19 protein-coding genes are annotated in these 21,634 nt (G+C 72.0%); 10 read left to right on the top strand and 9 right to left on the bottom strand.

Going from position 1 to position 21,634, the window contains the following annotated elements:
• Nucleotides 1–11: 11 nt before the first annotated feature.
• Complete coding sequence (locus tag ACFYWS_RS11350; RefSeq protein WP_389273005.1) at nucleotides 12–491, bottom strand: NUDIX domain-containing protein; 480 nt, start codon at nucleotides 489–491, stop codon at nucleotides 12–14.
• 51 nt (nucleotides 492–542) lie between these two features.
• Complete coding sequence (lnt, locus tag ACFYWS_RS11345) at nucleotides 543–2,192, bottom strand: apolipoprotein N-acyltransferase (protein ID WP_389273002.1); 1,650 nt, start codon at nucleotides 2,190–2,192, stop codon at nucleotides 543–545.
• A gap of 193 nt (nucleotides 2,193–2,385) precedes the next feature.
• Between lnt and ACFYWS_RS11340 the strand changes: the two genes are divergently transcribed.
• Entirely contained in the window at nucleotides 2,386–3,471 is a 1,086-nt protein-coding gene (locus ACFYWS_RS11340) for an O-antigen ligase family protein (RefSeq protein ID WP_389272999.1), read from the top strand.
• A 22-nt stretch (nucleotides 3,472–3,493) separates the two neighbouring features.
• Here the strand turns inward: ACFYWS_RS11340 and ACFYWS_RS11335 are convergent, their stop codons facing one another.
• Together ACFYWS_RS11335 and ACFYWS_RS11330 are read right to left on the bottom strand one after the other, a co-directional pair.
• Entirely contained in the window at nucleotides 3,494–4,057 is a 564-nt protein-coding gene (locus tag ACFYWS_RS11335; RefSeq protein WP_389272996.1) for a hypothetical protein, read from the bottom strand.
• 75 nt (nucleotides 4,058–4,132) lie between these two features.
• Nucleotides 4,133–4,918, bottom strand: a complete 786-nt coding sequence (locus tag ACFYWS_RS11330; protein WP_389272993.1) for a glutamate racemase — start codon at nucleotides 4,916–4,918, stop codon at nucleotides 4,133–4,135.
• A 59-nt stretch (nucleotides 4,919–4,977) separates the two neighbouring features.
• On the opposite strand from ACFYWS_RS11330, the gene ACFYWS_RS11325 reads away from it, so the two are divergent.
• The 5 genes from ACFYWS_RS11325 to ACFYWS_RS11305 all read left to right on the top strand — a co-directional run bounded on the left by ACFYWS_RS11325 (nucleotide 4,978) and on the right by ACFYWS_RS11305 (nucleotide 11,107).
• The gene (locus ACFYWS_RS11325) at nucleotides 4,978–6,141 is read left to right on the top strand and encodes a glycosyltransferase (protein ID WP_389272990.1); all 1,164 of its coding nucleotides are present in this window, start codon (nucleotides 4,978–4,980) and stop codon (nucleotides 6,139–6,141) included.
• A 288-nt stretch (nucleotides 6,142–6,429) separates the two neighbouring features.
• Nucleotides 6,430–6,858, top strand: coding sequence for a DUF6643 family protein (locus ACFYWS_RS11320; protein WP_389272987.1), 429 nt, complete (start codon nucleotides 6,430–6,432; stop codon nucleotides 6,856–6,858).
• 76 nt (nucleotides 6,859–6,934) lie between these two features.
• Nucleotides 6,935–7,759, top strand: a complete 825-nt coding sequence (locus ACFYWS_RS11315) for an MOSC domain-containing protein (protein ID WP_389272984.1) — start codon at nucleotides 6,935–6,937, stop codon at nucleotides 7,757–7,759.
• A gap of 176 nt (nucleotides 7,760–7,935) precedes the next feature.
• Entirely contained in the window at nucleotides 7,936–8,541 is a 606-nt protein-coding gene (locus ACFYWS_RS11310) for a hypothetical protein (protein ID WP_389272982.1), read from the top strand.
• A gap of 160 nt (nucleotides 8,542–8,701) precedes the next feature.
• Nucleotides 8,702–11,107 (top strand): right-handed parallel beta-helix repeat-containing protein, encoded by a 2,406-nt coding sequence (locus ACFYWS_RS11305; RefSeq protein WP_389272979.1) that lies wholly within the window; start codon nucleotides 8,702–8,704, stop codon nucleotides 11,105–11,107.
• On the opposite strand, the gene ACFYWS_RS11300 is transcribed toward ACFYWS_RS11305, so the two are convergent.
• Nucleotides 11,077–13,524 carry a hypothetical protein gene (locus tag ACFYWS_RS11300; RefSeq protein ID WP_389272976.1) on the bottom strand — a complete coding sequence of 816 codons (2,448 nt, stop codon included), beginning with the start codon at nucleotides 13,522–13,524 and terminating at the stop codon, nucleotides 11,077–11,079. The two genes, ACFYWS_RS11305 and ACFYWS_RS11300, sit on opposite strands and share 31 nt — an antisense overlap.
• Before the next feature lie 236 nt (nucleotides 13,525–13,760).
• Here ACFYWS_RS11300 and ACFYWS_RS11295 point away from each other — a divergent pair, with 236 nt between their 5' ends.
• Nucleotides 13,761–14,588, top strand: a complete 828-nt coding sequence (locus ACFYWS_RS11295; protein WP_328634412.1) for a DeoR/GlpR family DNA-binding transcription regulator — start codon at nucleotides 13,761–13,763, stop codon at nucleotides 14,586–14,588.
• Between the two features lie 119 nt (nucleotides 14,589–14,707).
• On the top strand, nucleotides 14,708–15,190 hold the full coding sequence (locus ACFYWS_RS11290; protein ID WP_389272972.1) for an SRPBCC family protein: 483 nt from the start codon (nucleotides 14,708–14,710) through the stop codon (nucleotides 15,188–15,190).
• 64 nt (nucleotides 15,191–15,254) lie between these two features.
• Here ACFYWS_RS11290 and ACFYWS_RS11285 read toward each other — a convergent pair whose 3' ends face one another.
• Nucleotides 15,255–16,442 (bottom strand): PLP-dependent cysteine synthase family protein, encoded by a 1,188-nt coding sequence (locus tag ACFYWS_RS11285; protein ID WP_389272969.1) that lies wholly within the window; start codon nucleotides 16,440–16,442, stop codon nucleotides 15,255–15,257.
• A gap of 321 nt (nucleotides 16,443–16,763) precedes the next feature.
• Here ACFYWS_RS11285 and ACFYWS_RS11280 point away from each other — a divergent pair, with 321 nt between their 5' ends.
• Nucleotides 16,764–17,078, top strand: coding sequence for a hypothetical protein (locus tag ACFYWS_RS11280; protein ID WP_389272966.1), 315 nt, complete (start codon nucleotides 16,764–16,766; stop codon nucleotides 17,076–17,078).
• Between the two features lie 205 nt (nucleotides 17,079–17,283).
• Nucleotides 17,284–17,796: an ATP-binding protein gene (locus ACFYWS_RS11275; protein ID WP_389272963.1), complete on the top strand. Its 513-nt coding sequence runs from the start codon at nucleotides 17,284–17,286 to the stop codon at nucleotides 17,794–17,796.
• Nucleotides 17,797–17,825: 29 nt separating this feature from the next.
• Here ACFYWS_RS11275 and ACFYWS_RS11270 read toward each other — a convergent pair whose 3' ends face one another.
• From ACFYWS_RS11270 to ACFYWS_RS11260, 3 genes are read right to left on the bottom strand one after another with little or no spacing between them, the layout of a single operon-like run.
• A complete protein-coding gene (locus ACFYWS_RS11270; protein WP_389272959.1) occupies nucleotides 17,826–20,387 on the bottom strand; it encodes an ABC transporter permease in 2,562 nt (853 codons plus the stop codon).
• Nucleotides 20,384–21,166: an ABC transporter ATP-binding protein gene (locus ACFYWS_RS11265; protein WP_389272956.1), complete on the bottom strand. Its 783-nt coding sequence runs from the start codon at nucleotides 21,164–21,166 to the stop codon at nucleotides 20,384–20,386. Before ACFYWS_RS11265 ends, ACFYWS_RS11270 begins: the two co-directional genes overlap by 4 nt.
• Entirely contained in the window at nucleotides 21,163–21,504 is a 342-nt protein-coding gene (locus ACFYWS_RS11260) for an SHOCT domain-containing protein (RefSeq protein ID WP_389272953.1), read from the bottom strand. The genes ACFYWS_RS11265 and ACFYWS_RS11260 overlap by 4 nt, the downstream gene beginning before the upstream one ends.
• Nucleotides 21,505–21,634: the final 130 nt, after the last annotated feature.

The raw sequence follows: 21,634 nt of genomic DNA, 5'->3' as shown, positions 1-21,634 counted from the left end.
GCACCCATACTTCAGCGCTCGCTCATGGTCTCGAACCATGTGGGTCCCTCTGACTGTGCCTGCTTGATCCGGAACAGCGAGAACTCGTCGAGCGGCGGCAGCGCGTCCAGGGCGAACCAGGCGACCTCCAGCGACTCGTCGTCGTTGACGCGTGCCTCGCCGCCGGTGGCCCGGCAGAGGAAGGACGTGTCCATGAACTGGCACTGGTCGCCGTTGGGGTACGTGACGGGCTGTAGGGCCTGCACCAGCACGACCCGCTCGACGACGCATTCGACGCCGGTCTCCTCGTACACCTCGCGCTCTGCGACGTCCGCGGGCTGCTCGCCCGGCTCGGGGATGCCGCCGATGATCGACCACTTGCCGGTGTCGGCGCGGCGCCCGAGCAGCACTCGGCCCTCGTCGTCGAAGACGATGGCACTGACTCCCGGCAGAAGCAGCAGCTGGTGGCCCGCGGAGGCCCGGATCGTACGGATGAAATCAGGTGTCGCCATGCTGACGAGCCTACCTGTGCGCCCCAACGAACCGGCAGGCCACAAGCCCCGTCAGGCGTCCGAGCGGCGCCCCGCGCGGGCCCGCACGACGGCCCAGGCGAGGCCCCCGACGCCGATCGCCACGATCAGTGCCTCGGGCCACACGCCCACGCGCGTGGCGAGCGTCTGCGACGTGCGCTTCGGGACATCGGCGAGCAGTGTGGCGGGCTCGAACATGCCGGTCTGCTGCGCGATCGAGCCGTCGGCCCGGATGACGGCGCTGACCCCGCTGGTGACCGGGACCATCACGGTCCGGCCGTGTTCGACGGCCCGCACCCGGTCCATGGCGAGCTGCTGGTACGTCATCTGACTGCGCTCGAACGTCGCGTTGTTGCTCGGCACGGACAGGATCTGCGCGCCCTCGCGGACCTGGTCGCGCACCGTGTCGTCGAACGCGGCCTCGTAGCAGGTCACGTTGCCGACCTTGGTGCCCGCCATGTCGAAGACGACGGGCTTCTTGCCGGGCACGAACTCGCCCGCCCTGTCGACCTCCTTGCTGAAGATCCGGAAGAAGCCGCGGTACGGCATGTACTCGCCGAACGGCTGCAGATGCCGCTTGTCGTACACCGCGCCCGGGCCCGTCTTGGGGTCCCACTGGATCAGCCGGTTGCGGGGTGTGCCGTCCTTGGCGGTCACCACGGCGCCCACCGAGATGGGTACTCCGACGGCTTGCGCGGCCTTGGTGATCTCGTCGTAGGCGTCCTGGTTGACGTACGGGTCGATGTCCGAGGAGTTCTCCGGCCACAGCACCAGGTCGGGGCGCTCGACCTGTCCAGACTTGATCTTCGCGGCGAGCTTCATGGTCTCGCGCACGTGGTAGTCGAGCACGGCGCGGCGCTGGGCGTTGAAGTCCAGGCCCATGCGCGGCACATTGCCCTGAATGAGCGCCACGCGCGCGGTGCCTGCCTCGGCGCCGGTCGCTACGAAGGGCATCGCGACCGCGCCTGCGACGACCGGGGCGACGGTGAACGCGGCCGCGGCGGCCACGCCCTTGTCCTTCAACCTGTCCTTCAAGAAGGACAAGCCCTTCAGGGGCGATGCGTCTTCGGACGACGCCCGGCGCACCTTCCTCACCCGCAGGGCCAGGGCCCCGAGCCCGAAGCCGCACAGCACCACACCGAAGCCGAGCAGCGGGGTGCCGCCCAGCGAGGCGAGCGGCAGGAACACCCCACTGGGCTGCCCGAACGCGACCTTCCCCCAAGGGAACCCACCGAACGGGGCACGCGCGCGCAGCGCCTCGGACGCGATCCAGACCCCACTGGCCCACAACGGCCACAGCGGAAGCCGCGACACGTAGGCGATGCCCGTGCCCGCGAGCGAGACCAGCAGCGCCTCCGCGGCGGCGAGCGCCAGCCACGGCAGCGGCCCGACATCGACACCGGTCCAGGAGAGCAGTGGCACCAAGTAGGCGAGCCCGAAGGCCAGTCCGAGTCCGAAGCCCGCCCTCAGCCGCCGCCCGTACACGGCCACGCCGAACAGCGCGAAGGAGATCGGCGCGAGCCACGGGAGCTCGCGCGGCGGAAAGCTCACGTACAGGAGCAGCCCGGCGGTCACCGCGAACGCGAGGGGCGCGAGCCGCCGCAGGTAGAAGCGAACCCTCGCCGACGCCGACTGCTCTGCGGGCTCGTCCGACGGGGCTACGGGAGGTGCGGTGGCGGTCACCCGGGGAGTGTACGGCGCGGCACTGTCACGCCGGCATGCCGGTCGGCGCACCCTGCGTCGGTCGCGCGGAGGATCGTTCCTGTGCAACACCGGTCCGCCGCGGCCGGGCAGCCGTTAGCGTGTGGCCCGGTTCCCGACAGCGCGGCCGCATCCGGCCCCGCGTCCGGGGCCCGGCTACGTCGGGGGGCGACGGGTGGATGCGACGGGGTGGTCGACGGGTGCCGCGACGGACAGCGCGCTGAGGGGGCACCACGGCGCCTCGGACGCCGCGGGGGTCGCGGTTCTCGGGTGTTGTGCGGCGTGGGCGCTGATCAGCGCGACGGCGCGCGCGGGCAGACCGGAAGGGGTGCTCCTGGCGGTGCTCGCCGTGATCGCGGGGTACGCGTGCGGGCGCATCGGTGGGGCGCTCGTCCCGGTCGCCGCGTCCTGTGCGGTCGGGCTCGGCGGTCTGTGCCTCGCGCTCACCGCCCCGTACGCGGCGCCCGCGCCGGATGTCGTGACGCCGCTGGGCCGGGTCGGCGCGACCGCGGCGCTGCTCGCCCTGTCGGCGGGGGCTCTGTGCTGCGCGGCCTGGTCGGCGCGGCAGCGGGCGCCGCGGGTCGTGCTGCACCTCCTTGCGGCGGGCAGCGTGGTGGTGGCCGCTGTCGTCGACTCGCCGGCCGGGGTCACGGTGTGCGCGGGCGTCGTCCTGTGCTCGCTCGCGGCGGCCCGCCTGCGTCGCCGGGCACTCGGCCTGACAGGTCTCGGCCTCGCCACGGCGTTGGTGGCCGGTCTCGGTGTGGCACTCGCCAAGAGCGCCCTGCCGGCCGGCCCGACGGCCTCTCTGGAGACGTGGCTGTCGCACCGGCGGATCCTGCTGTGGCACGACGCCGTGCACCTCGCCGAGGCGCATCCCGCGCTGGGCGCGGGACCCGGGCGCTTCGAGGACCTCAGCCCGACGCTCGCGCAGTCCCCGCTCTCCGACGGCAAGCCGCACTCCGCCGTCCTCCAGGTGGTGGCCGAGCAGGGGCTCATCGGCGTGCTGCTGCTCGCGACGGCCTACTGCTGGCTGCTGTACGTCCTGTGGCGCTCCGCGCGCTCGACGCAGGTGGTGCTGGCGGCGGGTGCGGCCCTGACCGCGGTGGCCGCGATGGCGACGGTCGGCAACGCGCTCAGCTTCACGACCGTGACGGTGGGCGTGGGCCTGCTCGCCGGGATCGCCACGGCGGAACCGCTCACGGACGGGCCACCCGACGACGACGCGGCCGCCCCGGAATTCCTCCGGGACGGCCGCGACTGAGTGTGTGGGCCGGGGTCCTGCCTCAGACGGCCGGGCCCGCGGCGGTCGGCTTCAGGCGGTCGCGGATGTGCCGCACCGCGCTCTCGGCGTCGTCCACGGTCACCGTGAATCTGCGGCCGTCACCGAGGCGGAGCACCACACCCTCGCCGCGCCGCACCACCACGGCCGTGCCGATCTCCGGGCGCCAGCGGTAGCCCCAGCCACCCCACTGCCGGGGCGTGACGCGGGGCGCGAAGTCCGCCTCGACCACATGGGCGAGCGGGATCCGGCGGCGCGGCAGGCCGACGTGGCCGCAGCGCACTTCGAGGTGGTCCTTGTCGACCTTCACCGCGACGTGGAGGAAGGCGAGAGTGCCGAACAGGATGAGCAGACCCACGGCGATCAGGCCGACCACGGACATGGCCAGGGCGAGTATTCCGGTGGCCCAGGAGTTGTCCACGGCCAGCTCGATGCCCAGAGCCAGGCAGGCGAGCCCGCCACAGGCCAGGAACCACTGCACACGGTTATGTGCGCGGCCGGTCCAGATGTCGGTCGCGGGGGCGGAAGAGTGCCGCCCTGAGTGCTCGTCGGGGGCGTGTTCCCTCATGGAATCGAGCGTACTCAAGTTCCGCGGGTCCGGCACCGGCTTGCGCAGCCCCGTCGGGCGGGCCTGTGCGAACGCTCAGCCCGCGTGGCTCAGCGCCTGCAGGTCACGGCCTTCCGCGTAGGCGAGTGCCTCCTTGGGCAGCGTGTCCTCCCGGCCTCCCAGGAGGACGGTGAGCCGGCCGCGCGCATCAGGCCCGGCCTGCGGGCTCTCGCCGATCCGCCGCAGCGCCTGCGCGGCGACGGCGCCCGCGCTGCTGTACAGGGCCAACGGCTCGGCGTCGGGCTGCTGCACCGCCGCGCGGATACGCTCCGCGACCAGCTCGTAATGGGTGCAGCCCAGGACGACGGCCCTTACATCACGGGGCGTGAGGGCGGCCGCCGCCTCGATGGCCCGGTCGATGCCCTCCTCGTCGGCCCACTGCACCGCGTCGGCGAGGCCGGGGCAGGGCACCTCGGTGACCTGGGCGCCGCCCCCGAAGTCCCGGATCAGCGTCTGCTGGTAGGGGCTTCCTGTCGTCGCGGGCGTCGCCCAGATGGCGACCGGGCCGCCGCCCGCGGCGGCGGGCTTGATCGCGGGGACGGTGCCGATGACGGGAATCCGCGGTTCGAGGCGGGCGCGCACCGCGGGCAGCGCGTGCACGGAGGCCGTGTTGCAGGCGATGATCAGTGCGTCCGGGCCCTGGGCGGCGGCGGCCTCGGCGACGGCGAGCGCCCGCTCGGTCACATCCTCGGGCGTGCGCGGCCCCCACGGCATGGTCTCCGGGGCGGAGGAGAGCACGAGGTCGGCGTCCGGCCGCAGGCGCCGTACCGCGGCGGCGGCCGCGAGCAGTCCGATTCCCGAGTCCATCAGCGCGATCTTCACCCGGAAACCATAGACGATGGGCCCGACAATGCCCGTGCCGGTGGGGCAGACTGCGGCGGATGGACGTCGTTGTGTGGATCACCGCGGCTTCGCTCGCCGCATGGCTGTGGCTGCTGCTGTGCCAGGGCTTCTTCTGGCGTACGGACCTGCGTCTGCCGCCGCGCACCGACCCCGGAAGCTGGCCGGATGTGTGCGTCGTGGTGCCGGCCCGCGACGAGGCGGAGGTACTGCCGGACAGCCTGCCGTCCCTGCTCGCCCAGGACTATCCGGGGCGGGCGGAGATCTTCCTGGTGGACGACGGCAGCTCGGACGGCACGGGCGAGCTGGCGCGCACCCTCGCGGACCGGTTCGGCGGGCTTCCCCTCACGGTCGACTCACCGGGCGAGCCGCCCGCGGGGTGGACCGGGAAGCTGTGGGCGGTGCGGCACGGCATCGGCCTGGCACGCGGGCGTGACCCCGAGTTCCTGCTGCTGACCGACGCCGACATCGCGCATGAGCCGGACAGTCTGCGGGAGTTGGTGGCGGCGGCGCGCACGGGCGGCTTCGACCTGGTGTCGCAGATGGCGCGGCTGCGGGTGGAGAGCGGGTGGGAGCGGCTGGTCGTGCCCGCGTTCGTGTACTTCTTCGCGCAGCTGTACCCGTTCCGTCGGATCGCGCGGCAGGGCGCGCGCACGGCCGCGGCGGCGGGCGGCTGCGTCCTGCTGCGCGCCGAGGCGGCCGAGCGGGCGCGGATTCCGGACGCGATCCGGCAGGCGGTCATCGACGATGTGTCGCTGGCGCGGGCCGTGAAGCGGTCCGGCGGTCGCATCTGGCTCGGTCTGGCCGAGCGCGTCGACAGCGTGCGGCCGTATCCCCGCCTCGCGGATCTGTGGCGCATGGTGTCCCGCAGCGCGTACGCGCAGCTGCGGCACAACCCGCTGGTGCTGCTCGCCACCGTGCTGGGGCTCGCCCTGGTCTACCTGGTGCCGCCCGCGGCTCTTGTCGTCGGCCTGGTCGCGGGCAGCGCGCCGGCCGCCCTGTTCGGCGCGCTCGCCTGGGCGGTGATGGCGGGAACGTACATCCCCATGCTGCGCTACTACCGGCAGACGCTGTGGCTGGCGCCGCTGCTGCCGTTCACCGCGCTGCTGTACCTGCTGATGACGGTGGACTCCGCTGTGCAGCACTACAGGGGGCGGGGAGCGTCCTGGAAGGGGCGCACGTACGCCGCTCCCGATCGAGGATGAACACCGCGCTTTCGTAGCGGGCGAGTTCGGCGCTGCCATCCACGCCTTTAGATATTGTCATGTCCGCACCAAACGCCCGGCCCGGCTTACCGGTCAACATATTCGAAGATCACTGGCCAACCGCCGGTAACCCCCCGAAATCTCGGCCTCTACAGGAAAACCACCTCGGGCGACGACCGTTTTCCCCAAGTTCGCTCGCATTGAGGACGCGCGGTCACACACGACACGCAAAAGAACCCTCTTATCGGTCTACCCCAACGACCACATCGTGGGCTTAACTTATGTGTCATGACCTCCCCCCGCTCCACATATGGCGGCGGTTACTACTCCGCGCCGTCCTTCCCGGATACTCCGATCTACGACTCACTCGTCGCGGAACGGGGTACACCGCAGATCGCCCCGATCCGGGTTCCTTCCGCGTACGACAGCAACAGCCACCTGCCGGCGCTGCCGGCCGCGCTGCCCGCCCTGCCGTCGGCACACTCCGCGCCCTCGCCGCAGTACGGTTACCCGCACCCGCAGAACGCCCCGATGCAGGCGGCCCCGACCGCCTACATCCCGCAGCAGGCGAGCGCCCAGCGCGGCTATCCGGGCCAGCAGGCCCAGCAGCCGCAGCGTCCCGCGACCGGCTACGAGGCGATGCGCCCGGCCACACCGCGGCCCGCCCCCGCTCCGTACGAGGATCCGTACAACCGCCAGCAGTACCGCGGTTACTGACCCGACACGGCCGGAACGTCCCGGCCCACCACAGCAGCCACGGACGATGTCCGTGGCTGCTGGCACAATCACCGGCATGTCGCAGCCAGCACTCAGTTCGATCCATGTCCACCCGCTCAAGGCGGTTCGGGGGCACGCTCCGCGCGAGGCCGCCGTTGAGCCGTGGGGCCTCGCCGGGGACCGGCGCTGGGTGCTGGTGGGCAAGGACGACAAGATCGTCACTCAACGGCCGCATCCGCGCCTGGCGTTGGCCGCCGCCGAGCAGCTGCCCGGCGGCGGCGTCCGCGTCTCGGCCCCAGGGATGGACCCGCTGACCGTCGACGTGCCCGAGCCGCGGGAGACGACCACGATCGAGGTCTGGTCGGACAAGGTCGAGGCGGTCCCCGCCGACCGCGCCGCCCACGCGTGGTGGAGTGCGTACCTGGACACCGGGATACGCCTGATGCATCTGGACGACCCGGCGACCAGACGCCCCATCGACCCGGAGTACGCGCGCCCGGGCGAGACAGTGAGTTTCGCCGACGGTTACCCGCTGCTCCTGACGACCCTCTCCTCCCTCGACGCACTCAACTCCTTGATCGCTCAAGGTGACCACGCCGACGAGGGCCCGCTGCCCATGAACCGGTTCCGGCCGAATGTCGTCGTCTCCGGCACGCCTCCGTGGGCGGAGGACGACTGGTCGCGCATCGCGATCGGCGAGGTCACGTTCCGTATCGCCAAGAAGAGCGGCCGCTGCGTGGTCACGACGACGAACCAGCAGACCGCGGAGCGTGGCAAGGAGCCGCTGCGCACGCTCGCGCGCCACCGCCGCTTCGGTGACCAGCTGTGTTTCGGCACGAACGTGGTGCCCGAATCGACGGGCACGGTGCGTGTCGGAGATCCCCTGACGATCCTCGAATAACCGTCATCCGGTCGGGGAACCCGGCGCCGCGACATGCTCGTTGAGAGACAATGGCAGGGTCGGAAGCGCCGGTGAGCAGGGGCGAGCAAGTCGAGTGAAGTCGCTCTCTCTTCTCTTCTCCGGCATGCGGGCGCTGCCGTTCGGGGTTAAGACAGACCCGGAAGGGGGTGCAGACCGTGCGAGCGTTGATCGGGCTCTGGCGCTGGCGCCGCAATCCGGTGTGCCGCGGGACCGACCTGGCAGAGGCCTGGGTCGCCCTGGTCGCGCTGTTCCTCATCGTCGTCGCCGCGCCGGTGGTCGGTGTCGTCGCGGGGTCCGCGTCACGTGACGCTCTGTACCGCTCCGTGGAGGAGCAGCGCAGCGTGCGCCACGAGGTGACGGCGACCGTGGTGCACAAGGTGGCCCAGCCGCCGCTCGACCCCGACCCGGAGACCTCCACGGCGCGTGACGCGCACACGCGCGTGGTGGCGACCTGGAGAGCGCCGGACGGTTCGATGCGGCAGGACCGCGTCGTCGCCGCCCTCAGCACCCCGCACCGCGGCGACAAGTTCACCGTGTGGACCGACGACCAGGGCCGCGCCGTCGGCCGGCCCCTCGACCGGCCCACCGCCGCCACGCACGCGGCGCTCGCCGGGTTCGGTGCGGCCGTCGCCGTCATCGGACTGGTGGAGGGCACCCGGCGCCTGGTCCTGTGGCGCATGATGCGCCGCCGGTACGCGCGTTGGGACAGTGCCTGGGACATCGCGGGACCCGACTGGGGCAGGACCGGCACGGGCAGCTGACCGCCGTCCACAGGCTCGCGGCTCTGGTCAACTGCCGTGCTCCGCGCACGCTACGGTGGAGCCACCTTTTGGCAGGCAGAGTGCAGGAAGAAGCCAGGAACGGCGCCGCGCGAGGCGCGCACACTTCCTGCGCGGGACGAGGTGGGGGCAGATCAGCGCCATGGCACAGGGCTCGGTCCAGGTGACGCACACCAGCACTTCGCGGTGGCGGCGCCGCACGGGTGAGTACGCGTCGCTGGCAGCCGCCCTGGAGGCGGCGACCGACGGCGACGTGCTGACCGTGGCTCCCGGTACGTACCGGGAGAACCTGATCCTGCGGCGGGCCGTGACGCTGCGTGGCCCCGAGGGCTCCCCCGGCTCCGTGCGGATCGCGCCCCTGGACGGCGTCCCCTTGACCGTACGGGCCTCCGCGACCGTGCGTGACCTGCACGTCGAGGGGCAGGACGCGGCGGCGCCCGCGCTGCTCGTCGAGGAGGGCGCCCCGGAGATCATCGGTGTCCGCGTGGTGACCCGCTCCGCGACCGGCGTCGAGGTCCGCGGCGGCGCCCGGCCCATGGTGCGGCAGTGCACCGTCGACAACCCCGGCGGCATCGGCATCGCCGTCCTCGACGGCGGGGGCGGTGTGTTCGAGGAGTGCGAGGTCGTCGCCGCCGGACAGGCGGGCGTCGCCGTGCGCGGCGGCGCGCATCCGCGGCTCGAGCGCTGCCGGGTGCACCACACGTCGGGTGCGGGCCTGTCGGCGACGGGCGAGAACTCCGGCCTGGAGGCCGTGGGCTGTGAGGTGTACGAGGTCAAGGGTTCCGGTGTGCAGATCACCGGGCGGGCCGCCGCGCACCTGACCGACTGCGATGTGCACCGCACGACGGGGGACGGCGTCACGCTCGACACGGACGCGGTGCTCACCCTCGCCGACTGCCGCGTCCACGACGTTCCGGAGAACGCGATCGACCTACGCTCCCGGTCCGTGCTCACGCTGACGCGGTCCACCGTGCGCCAGTTCGGGCGCAACGGTCTTTCGGTGTGGGACCCCGGCACGCGCGTGGACGCCAACCAGACCGAGATCCACGACAGTACGGGCGACTATCCGGCCGTCTGGGTCAGCGACGGCGCGACCGCCGTGCTCGACTCCTGCCGGGTGCACGACGTGCCGGACGCGCTGTTCGTGCTCGACCGCGGCTCGCGTGTGGACGTCGTCGACAGCGACCTCTCCCAAGTGCGCAACACGGCCGTGTCGGTGAGCGACGGAGCCACCGCGCAGCTCGACGACTGCCGCATCCGCGAGGCCGCGACGGGCGCCTGGTTCCGCGACCACGGCAGCGGCGGCACGCTCGCCAACTGCACGGTGGACGCCACGCAGACCGGCGTGATCGTCACGAAAGGCGCGGACCCCACGATCGAGCGCTGCACGGTCACCTCGCCCGCCGAAGCCGGTTTCTACGTGTCCGCGGGCGGCCGGGGCAGCTTCCACGGCTGCCGGGTCGCGGACAGCGGCGGCTTCGGGTTCCACGTCATCGACGGCTGCCGTACGAGCCTCAAGAAGTGCCGTACGGAGCGGTGTTCGCGCGGCGGCTACGAGTTCGCCGAGGACGGGCCGCTGATCGAGGACTGCACGAGCGACGAGAGCGGCGGCGTGCGCCCCGGAGCGACGGCGGCCCCGCAGCCGGCTCTGCAGACGGCGACGCAGACCGTCGGCCTGCTCAGCGCCGTGCCCGACCAGCGGCCCGTGGCGGCGCCTCAGAAGCCCGTGGAGAAGTCCCGCACGCCCACGCTCGTCCTCGGTGAACTCGACGCTCTGGTGGGCCTGGAGAGCGTCAAGCGCGAGGTGCGCGCCCTCACCGACATGATCGAGGTGGGCCGCAAGCGTCAGGAGGCGGGACTCAAGGCGGCCTCCGTCCGGCGGCACTTGGTGTTCACGGGCTCCCCCGGCACCGGCAAGACCACGGTGGCGCGCCTGTACGGCGAGATCCTCGCGACGCTCGGCGTGCTGGGCCAGGGACACCTCGTAGAGGTGTCCCGTGTGGATCTGGTCGGCGAGCACATCGGCTCCACCGCGATCCGCACCCAGGAGGCCTTCCAACGGGCCCACGGCGGCGTCCTGTTCATCGACGAGGCGTACGCCCTCTCCCCCGAGGACTCCGGGCGCGACTTCGGCCGCGAGGCGATCGACACGCTCGTGAAGCTGATGGAGGACCACCGCGACGAGGTCGTGGTGATCGTCGCGGGCTACACAGGGGAGATGGAGCGCTTTTTGTCCACCAACCCCGGTGTGGCCTCCCGCTTCTCACGGACCATCACGTTCTCCGACTACGTGCCCGAGGAGTTGCTGCGCATCGTGGAGCAGCAGGCCGACGAGCACGAGTACCGGCTCGCCGACGGGACGCCGGAAGCACTGCTCAAGTACTTCACGGCGCTCCCGAAGGGGCCCGCGTTCGGCAACGGCCGCACCGCGCGGCAGACGTTCGAGTCGATGGTCGAGCGGCACGCGGGCCGGGTCGCACAGCTCGACGCCCTGGACACCGACGCGCTCACGCTGCTCTACCCGGAGGATCTGCCGGAGCTTCCCTGAGCGTCGGCCTGCCCCTGGTCTCCTTCTGGTCGCTGCTGCGGTACGGCCGGTTTGAGGCGGGCGAGGAGGCGGGCGCGTTCCTCGGCGAAGACCGGGTCGGCCTGGTAGTCGCTGTGGCCCAGGATCGGTGCGGGGAGCGGGTGTTCGCCGGTGCGGCCGTAGGCGAGCGGGTCGAGGAGGGCCGGGTGGTCGACCTGGGGGCCGCACTCGCCGGGCAGGTTGATCGGCCCGCCGATGGGGTCGGTCTTGCGGTGCAGGTTGCGCCAGCAGTCGACCTGTCGGTGCAGCGAGGCCAGCGCCTCGGGTCCGAACTGGGCCGGGAACCAGCGCCCGTACAGCCGCTCAAGGGGCGATCCGTAGGTGAGCAGTCCGACGCGCTTCCTTACGGAGGGATGCAGTTGCCAGGCGGCCGCCGCCGCGAGGACGCTGCCCTGGGAGTGCCCCGACAGGATGAGCCGGCCCCCGGTGGCCTGCGTCCAGGTGGCCATGCGCCAGGTCAGGTCGGGGACGGCGCGCTCGGCGTAGCAGGGCGGCGCGAAGGGGTGCGCGGCACGCGGCCAGAAGGTGCCCACGTCCCACAGGATGCCGATGGTGCGGCGCGCGGACGCGTCCTTGTAGGCGCGGCGTCCCCAGGTGACGAACAGTATGAAGCCAAGACCGATGAGCCAGGAGCCGAGCGCCTGCGCGGAATCCGCCGCCCCCTGTACGACCTCGTACGAGCCGCGGGCCGCGCTGCCCGGCACCTTCCCGGTGGTCCAGGCGCCGACCACGGCGAGGGTGCCGAGCAGCAGCGTCACCGAGGAGACGACGCCGATCATCACCGGCGCCTTGTCGGTGAGGGCGGCACGCGCGCGTGTGCCCGCGATGCGTGCCGTACGGGCCGCGTCGGGGGGTTCGGCGGTGGTGCCCGGCTGCTCGTCGAGGTGGTAGTCGACCGCCACTTGGGCCGTCTCGCGCTTCTTGATACGGGCCGTGCGCAGGGCGAGTGCGCCGCACAGGACGGCGAGCACGATGAGCAGCGGCGGGATGACGGAGGCCTGCCAGGTGAGCAGCACCGGCGGGCCCTTGATGACACCGCTCGTGCCGTCCAGCCAGTCGGCGACGCGCTGCGCCACGCCACCGGTCATCACGCCGCCCAGCGCGCACGCGAGCATCGCGGTGGCGGGGCCGCCGAGGCCGCGCAGCGCGGTGCGCGGGTCGCGGGCCGTGCGGTAGATGGCGTGCGCGACGAAGGCCAGGGCGATCACGAGTGCGCCCTGGACGAGGGCGATCCCACCGAAGCTCGTGTCCCCGGGCAGCCGTCCGGAGGACTGCCATCCGGGGCGCGACCAGGCCGCGTACACCATGGTGACGACGAGCAGGGCGAGCGCCGCGTAGGGCAGGGCGCGCACCATCGTGCGGTCCAGGCGCTCGTCGACCCGGTTCTCGCTGCGGCCGCGGTGCACGATGACGCCGATGACGGCGAGGGTGCCGAGGGTCAGCGCGCCCACGATCACCCAGCCCAGCACGTCGAGCAGGGCAGGACCGCCGGACACCCGGTCGAAGCGGGCCGCGGAGGTGCCGACGGCCGCGGCGACCGTGAGCAGCGCGGCCGCGGTGTGCGCCGAGCGCAGGCGCGCGACGAGGCGGCGTCCGTACCAGAAGCCGGGCCTGCCGAGCGCGTTGTCGATCTCGCCGTCGGTGGGTTCGGGCATTTTCGGCAGCGGGCGCTGCGCCTCGTACGCGCTCCAGGTGCGGTGCGAGAGGTACCAGAGCAGGACCGCCAGGGCGGTGGGGACGAGCGAGGCGAGCGCGAGGCGGCGGCCGGGCTGGCTCCACCAGCCGCCGTCTCCGTGCGCGTCGACGGAGAGGAAGCCCAGCCAGGTCCGCTGCTCGGCGCAGGCGGGCGTGCCCGCGCACTGCCAGGCCGTCAGGTCCAGGGCGACCTCGCACGCGGCACCGACCAGCAGCACCGTGAGGGTGAGCGACAGGAGGCGGACGAGCAGGCCGTAGAGGCGTACGGTGCGGGTCCTGCGGCGGGCGTTGGGGCGCATCCAGTGGGACAGGTTCACCACCATGAAGGGGAGCAGCAGCAGCCACAGCGCCCGTGATCCGTTGCCCGAGGTGAGGTTGCACCACACGTACGCCTCGGGGACGGGCTTGCCCCGGTAGTCGTCGGGGCGGGTCTCCGCGTCGGCGTCCTCGCCGCGCCGGAAGACGGCCGCCGTATCGTCGCCCGTCACCCGCACCGGTTGCGGGTCGCCGAGCATCTCTTGAGGAGTGGTGCCGCCGACTCCGTGGACGAGAAGTTCCAGAGCGGTCTCGTCCGTGGTCGTGGACGGTGTCGCGGATGGTGTGGTGGACGGTTTCGCGGAAGGCGTCGTCGCCGGATGTGCCGCGGTGCCGTTCTGTTGTTCGTGCTCGTGCGTCGTGCTCATGTGTCCCCCGTTTCTGAACACGACCAGGATCTCGGCCCTGCGCCCCCTCGGGCACCCCTCGTCACTGAATCTCCCCGAGGCGCCCCGCCCCATTCACCCCGTGCCGCCGCGTCGCGGCGCAGGTGGGCCGCGCAGGCGATGGTCGCGGTGTCAGTGGCGCGTGCGAGGATGACGAGAAAGCGCTGGCCGGTACGGCGGTGGTGGCAGGCGGGACGAGCCGGAAGGATCCGACGGACGTGAGCGAGAATCAGAACCTCCTCGCGGAGCAGCGCCGCGCCCTGATCATCGACGAGGTCCGTCGGCGCGGCGGCGTCCGGGTCAACGAGCTGACCAGGAAGCTCGGCGTCTCCGACATGACGGTCCGGCGCGATCTGGACGCGCTGGCCCGGCAGGGCGTCGTCGAGAAGGTGCACGGCGGAGCGGTCCCGGTCGTCGAGGCCAGCACCCATGAGCCCGGTTTCGAGGCCAAGTCGGGCCTGGAGTTGACCGCCAAGGAGGACATCGCGCGCGCCGCGGCGCCACTGGCCGCGCCCGGCACGGCGATCGCGCTCTCCGGTGGTACGACGACGTTCGCGCTGGCCCAGCAGTTGCTCGACGTTCCGGACCTCACGGTGGTGACCAACTCGGTGCGGGTGGCCGATGTCTTCCACGCGTCGCAGCGCGGTGCGGCGTCCCGGCAGGGGGCGGCGACGGTGGTGCTGACCGGCGGGGTGCGCACGCCGTCGGACTCGCTGGTGGGCCCCGTCGCCGACCAGGCGATCGCGGCGCTCCACTTCGACGTGCTGTTCCTCGGGGTGCACGGCATAAGCCCGGAGGCAGGACTGTCCACGCCGAACCTGGCGGAGGCGGAGACGAATCGGCGGCTGGTGCAGTCCGCGCGGCGGGTCGTCGTGGTGGCGGACCACACCAAGTGGGGGACGGTGGGGCTCAGTTCGTTCGCCGCGCTCGACCAGGTGGACACGTTGGTGACGGACGGCGGGCTGCCGGTCGAGGCGCGGGCGGAGGTCGCCGAGCACATGCGGCTCGTGGTGGCCGGGGAGCCCGAGGACGGTACAGACATCTGACGGTGCGCCAGTTATGGTGGCCGGGTCCGGGCACCTGGAGCACGTCAACTCGGGTACGGGCGAAGCCCGTTGACCCGGATGTCGCATCCGTCGCTTTCAACCTTGGGGGCTGAACCTTCATGGCACGCCGTCTTCTCCCCGTCGAGCTCGACTTCGTCGACAGTGCGCCGTTGCGGCTCGTGTTCGCCCGTGAGGTGTCGGCTTCCCCGGATGCCGTGTACCGGGCGCTCGCCGAGGATGTCGCCGGGTGGCCCGAGTGGTTCTCCGCGGTGACGCTTGCGCGGCCGCTGGACGGTGGGGCGCGGCGGGAGGTCCGGCTCAAGGGTGGGACGCGGTTCCTGGAGACGATTGTCGCCGCGGAGCCCGCTGAGGTCTACGCGTATCGCGTTGACGAGACCAATGTGCCGGGGATCCGGGCGATGGTGGAGGAGTGGCGGATCGAGGGGGTTCCCGGTGGGGGGTCCCGGGTGCGGTGGACGTTCGCCGTGGATGCGGGTGCTGGGGTGCGGGTGGGGATGAGGCTCGGGAGGGGCGGGTTGGGGCGGGCGTTTCGGGGGGCTGTGGGGGCGCTTGACCGGAGGTTGGCGGCGGCGCCCGCGTGAGGGGTGGTTGACGTTGCGCCGCGGCGTGGTTGACGTTGCGGGGCTCTGCCCCTGCCCCCGCGCCTCAATCGCCGGCGGGGCTTGATGGGACGGCCGGGCTTGAATGTGGCCACTCCCCCGTTTCCAGCAGGCGTGTGATCGCCTTCGCGTATGGGGTGATGTCCAGGGACTGCTGCCTCAGCCAGTCGTCCGAGTAGTACTTGTCAAGGTAGCGGTCGCCGGGGTCGCAGATCAGGGTGACCACGCTGCCCGTGCGGCCCTCCGCCACCATTTCCGCGACGATCTTGAGGGCGCTCCACAGGCCCGTACCCGTCGAACCGCCCGCCCTACGGCCGATGGCCGACTCCAGGGCGCGTACCGCCGCGACGCTCGCCGCGTCGGGGACCTTCATCATGCGGTCGATGGCACCCGGCACGAAGCTCGGTTCCATGCGGGGGCGGCCGATGCCCTCGATGCGGGAGCCGCAGTCGCTCGTCGCGTCGGGGTTGTCGGTCGTCCAGCCCTCGAAGAAGCAGGAGTTCTCGGGGTCCGCGACGCAGATGCGGGTGTCGTGCTGCATGTAGTGGACGTAGCGGGCGAGCGTCGCCGAGGTGCCGCCGGTGCCCGCCGTGGCGACGATCCAGGTGGGCTCCGGGTAGCGCTCCAGGGAGAGTTGGCGATAGATCGACTCGGCGATGTTGTTGTTCCCGCGCCAGTCCGTGGCCCGCTCCGCGTACGTGAACTGGTCCATGTAGTGGCCGCCGGTGCGGGACGCGAGGGCCGCGGACTCCGCGTACATCGTCCTGGAGTCGTCCACGAAGTGGCACCGGCCGCCGTGGAATTCGATCAGTCGGCACTTCTCGGCGCTGGTCGTACGCGGCATCACCGCGATGAAGGGGACGCCGATCAGCTTCGCGAAGTACGCCTCCGAGACCGCCGTCGAACCGCTCGACGCCTCGATGACGGGGCGACCGGGGCGGATCCAGCCATTGCACAGCCCGTAGAGGAAGAGCGAGCGGGCCAGACGGTGCTTGAGGCTGCCCGTGGGGTGGGTCGACTCGTCCTTCAGGTAGAGGTCGATGCCCCACTGCTCGGGGAGCGGGAAGCGCAGCAGGTGTGTGTCGGCCGAGCGGTTGTTGTCCGCCTGCACCTTGCGTACCGCTTCTTTGAGCCACGCACGGTAGCCGGGGTCCGTGTGGTCGACGTCGAGCGTCGGCAGGGGGCCGGGCGCCGCGCCCTCGCCCGAGGGCCGACCTTGTTCCGTGGTGCTCACCGATTGGCTCCTTCTCGTCGTGTCCGGCCGTCGTTCCGCGCGCCGGTCCGGGGCGCCGACGACAGCCGGACACCACGATCATAGGCACCTTGCGCACGCTTCTCACCTGCATAAACGCATCTTTGAGCGTCTCAAAGGAACGCCTGGGAGGGTGGCGGAACACGCGCCCTGGATGCCGGGAGAGGCCGGGAACGTGCGTGCGAGGGGGCGCGCGCCGAAGTTGCCCCCAGTGCTTCACAGCGCGTCCACATGTGCACTGGTGCTCCTGGCCAGGTGCGTGCAGACTGCACCGCAGACACGTACTCAAGGGGGCGAATCGGCATGGCGGAGCCGGAGTTCACGGCGACGGGCGTGCGCATCGGCCGGCGCCTGCGATCACTGACCCGGGCGGGACAGATCCGGATCACGGGCGGCAGGCTGGAGCTGCTCACGAGCTACGGGAGCGAGATCGACAGCGCCCCGCTGGGTGAAGTCCGCGCGGGCAGGCCGTGGTTCGGCGCCGAGGACCGGGCGATGGCCGACGTGGACGGGCGGCGCTATCTGCTGCGCCTCGGCGGACCTGGCGGCACCTCGGGACCGCCCGCGGCCCGGCGGTTCATCGAGGCCGTGCGTGCCGCCACCTCACGCACCGGATAGCGCCCCGCACCACAGCGGACAGCCGGCGAAGTTGCACGCCCACGCCCCCTGGGTCACGCTGGTCACACATCACTACTCAGGGTTTACCGGCGATAACGCTGCGAACCAGCCCGCCGGACACGGAGCGGGCAGTCCTGTCACAGCGCGGTCGCACCGCTCGATCCGTTTTCGTCTTCTTCCGGACTCAATTCGGGGAGTCGTAGCCGTGATCAGCCAGCCGAACAGGCATTGCACGGTGGAGCTCCATGCCCTGCCGTCGCGGATAGGTCAGGTCCGCAGAATCGTCTCGGCGCAGTTGCGCTACTGGCATCTCGATTCGTTGATCGAGATGGCCGCGCTCGGCGTCACCGAGCTTCTGACCAACGTCCACCGGCACGCGGAGCCGGACAAGCTCTGCACCGTGGAGATCGAGCTGCTCAGCGGCAGGCTCACGGTCTCGGTGCACGACCACGACCCGAGGCTCCCCGAGGTTCGGGACGCCGACTCCCTCGCCACCTGCGGCCGCGGACTCGCGATGATCGCCGCGGTGAGCGAGAGCTGGGGCGTACGGCCGCACCGCGAGGGCGGCAAGGTCGTCTGGTTCGTCCTGCCGGCCCCCGCGCCGGCGATGGCCATCGCGCCGTACCCGGTGTACGCGACACATCCCGCGCGCCACACGGACACACACGAGCGCAAGGTGTCCCCGCATGCTCCCGCCCGGTCGGCCGTCGCAGGCTGACCGGGCGGTGATCACCGAAGGTGCGTCGCTCACTCGGTGGCGATGGCCCGCAGTACGTCCAGGCGTGCCGCCCTGCGGGCGGGGCGCAGGCCCGCGAGGGCGCCGGCGGCGAGCCCGACGAGGGCCACGATCGCCAGCCGGCCCGGCGGCAGCGCGAACGCGAAGGCGCTGTCGCTCGCCCCGTCGGACGCCTTCACCAGGACCCAGCCGAGGAACCCGCCGAGCACGAGCCCGCCCGCCGTGCCGAACGCGGCGACGAGCACCGACTCCCAGCGGACCATCGCCCGCAGCTGCCCGCGGGTCTGGCCGACGGCGCGCAACAGGCCCAGCTCACGGGTCCGTTCGTGCACGGCGAGGGTGAGGGTGTTGGCGATGCCGAGCAGCGCGATGACGACGGCCAGGGCCAGCAGCGCGTAGACGAGCGTGAGCATCATGTCGATGCCGGACGCCGAGGACTGCGCGTACGCGTCACGGGTCTGCACATCCGGATTTCCGTACGCCGCCGCGACCTTCTCGACCGCCTTCGTACCGTCGGCCGTGGAGACTCCGTCCTTGAAGGTGACGGAGACCAGCCTGTCGGCGTCCTGCGTACGGTGCGGTGACCAGGCCTCGCGCGAGATCACGTAGTCGCCGGCGAGCTCGGACTGGCCGTAGACGGCGCGGACCGTGAAGGGTTCCTTCTTGCCGTCGGTGAAGGCGAGCCGTGCCGTGTCGCCGACCGCGAGGTGCCGGCTGTCGGCCTCGGAGCGGGTGATCGCGATGCCGTTCTTCCCGAGGTCGTCCATCGAGCCACTGACCGTGCCGAGGTCGAACGACTTCGCGAGGACGGCCGGGTCGGTGACGGTGAGGGCGCGCCCCTTGCCTTCGACGTCGGCGACGCCGCTGCCGAGGCCGACCGCAGTGGCCACCTCGGGCCGTTCGGCGATCGCGGACGCCAGTTTCGGGCTGAGGCCGCTGCCGCCCGCGCCGAACGACGGGGTGGAGACGGCGACGTCGCCGGCGAAGGAACGGTTCACGGTCTGGTCCATGGTCGCCTTCAGCGAGGCCCCGAAGACGGTGAACAGGGAGACCACCGCGACGCCGATCATCAGGGCGCTCGCCGTGGCGGCCGTGCGCTTCGGGCTGCGCAGGGCGTTGCGCCTCGCGAGCCCGCCGGTGGCCCCGCGCAGCCGGTCGAGCGGCGCGCCCAGGGCCCGTACGGCGGACGTGGACGCGACGGGGCCGAGTACGACGAACGACGCGAGGACGAGCACGGCGCCGATGCCCGCGAGGGTGATCGACGGGGACACCAGGACGCCTACGAGGGTCGCCGCGATCGCGGCCACACCCAGCACGCCTCCGATGACGGCGCGACGCCGTGAGGCACCGGAGTCGTCGACGGTGCTCTCGCGCAGGGCGGCCAGCGGCGCGGTGCGCCCGGCCCGCAGGGCGGGCAGCAGGGCGGAGCCGACGCACACCACGATGCCGACGGCGAGCGGCAGCAGCATGGACAGCGGACTGATCACCAAGTCCCCTTCGGGGAAAGGGAATCCGATGGCGGGGAACAACGCCTGGAGCCCCGCCGCGATACCGATGCCGCCCGCGATTCCTGCGGCCGAGGCCACCACGGCGACCGCGGTCGCCTCGACGAGGGTCGCCGACGCGATCTGCCGGCGGGCCGCGCCGAGAGCCCTCAATAGGGCGTTCTCGCGGGAGCGTTGGGCCACGACGATGGCGAAGGTGTTGTGGATGGAGAAGGTCGCGACGAGCAGCGCGACACCGGAGAAGACCAGAAGGAAGGTCGTGAACAGGGAGAGGAACTGGCCGGAGATCATGTCGGTGTTCTCCTGCACCGACTCCTGACCGGTGACGACCTCAACTCCCTTGGGGAGGTGGCCAGTCAGCGAGTCGACGAGCTCCTGCTGGCTGACGCCGGGCCCCGCCCGCACCTGGATGGTGGACGCCTCCCCCGGCTTCGGGGTGAGGTACTTCTCGGCGTCGGCGCGGGTCATGCCGGTGAAGGTGGTCTGCGCCATGCCGTCCTCGCCACCGAAGGTGGCCAGGCCCACGATGGTGACCTTCACCGGGTCGGGTGTGCGCAGTGTCGTCGTGTCACCGACCAACAGATCGCCGGTCTTCGCGGCGCCGCGGTTGATGACGACCTCACCGCTGTTGTGCGGAGTGCGGCCGTCGGCGAGCTGGTACGCGTTGAGCTCGGGGTCGTCGATCCAGTTGCCGGCGAGGGTGGGCGGGCCCTGTCCGCCGATGGGTTCGCCGTGGGCGTCGACGAGTTGTCCCGCGCCCTGGATGTTCGGCGCCGCCGCGGCGACGCCCGGCACCTTCGCCAGGTCGTCGGCGAGCGAGGCGTCCACCGGGCGGCGGGTGCCCTGGCTCTCGCCGGGGGTGGTGATGACGTTGCCGGAGCGCACGACGGCGTCGGTGCCGCTGCCGGCGCCCGCGAACATCGAGTCGAAGCTCGCGCGCAGGGTGTCGCCCATGACGAGGGTGCCCGCGAGGAACGCGACACCGAGCAGGACCGCGCTGAACGTTCCGGCGAAGCGCCGCTTGTGGGCGCGCAGCGAGGTGAGGCTGAGGCGGACGGAGGCGTTCATGACGGTTCACCCCCACTCGTTGACGTGGTGCCGTCGAACGCCTTCATCCGGTCGAGGACCCGGTCCGCGGTCGGCCGTTCCATCCGGTCGACGAGGCGGCCGTCCGCGAGGAAGACGACCTCGTCGGCGTGGGCGGCGGCAACCGGGTCGTGGGTGACCATGACGACCGTGCGCGAGGCCTGGCGGGCCGTGTCGCCGAGGAGCCGGAGCACCTCGCCGCCGGAGCGGGAGTCGAGGTTTCCGGTGGGTTCGTCGGCGAAGACGACGTCGGGCCTGCCCGCGAACGCCCGTGCCACGGCGACGCGTTGCTGCTGTCCGCCGGAGAGTTCGGCGGGCCGGTGGTGCAGCCGGTCGCGCAGTCCTACGACATCGACGAGCGCGTCGAGCCACTCGCGGTCGGGGCGTTCGCCCGCCAGGTCGATCGGCAGCGTGATGTTCTCGGCGACGTTCAGCGTCGGGACCAGGTTGAACGCCTGGAACACGAACCCGACGCGGTCGCGCCGCAGCAGGGTCAGCCGTCGGTCGTCGAGGGAGCCGAGGTCGGTGTCACCGATGTACACGGCTCCCTCGGTGAGGGTGTCGAGGCCCGCCGCGCAGTGCATCAGGGTCGACTTCCCGGAGCCGGACGGGCCCATGATCGCGGTGAACCGTCCGGCGCGGAAGCCGACGCTCACGCAGTCGAGGGCACGGACGGCGGTGTCCCCGGACCCGTACACCTTGACGGCGTTGTCGACGCGTGCCGCGAGGGCGGTGGGGGTGAGCGTCGCGGCGGTGCTCATGACGCGCCGCCCTTCGTCTTGCCGTCGGCGGCGTACTGGCCGTAGTGGCTGTCGTGGCCGAACTCCTCGTTCAGGACGGTCAGTCGGCGCCAGTACTCTTCCTCGTCGATCTCGCCCGCGGCGAAGCGCCGGCCGAGGACGGCGATCGGCGAGTTCTCGTCGAAGCGGGGGCCGCCGGAACGCGGGCCGCCCGGGCGCCACGGTCCGCGTCGCCCGCGCCAGACGGTGCGGCGCAGCAGGGTGACGCCACCGATGATGACGGCGGCCCAGATCAGCGGGAAGAACAGGATCCAGGGACCGGGTCCGTTGCCGGGTCCGAACTCTGCGAGGGTCTGCATCCGACTCATCTCCTCTTGTCGCGGTGGCACCGGGCCGGTGTGCCGGGCGTCCACTGGTGGTGATGACTCGAGCGTCCCGCCGGGAGGGGGCCGAAGGCGTCGTACGGCCAGCGGCACTGTGCGTACCTCC

Source organism: Streptomyces sp. NPDC002795, assembly GCF_042888725.1.
GTDB lineage: Bacteria > Actinomycetota > Actinomycetes > Streptomycetales > Streptomycetaceae > Streptomyces.
This window is presented reverse-complemented; position numbering and strand designations above follow the sequence as displayed.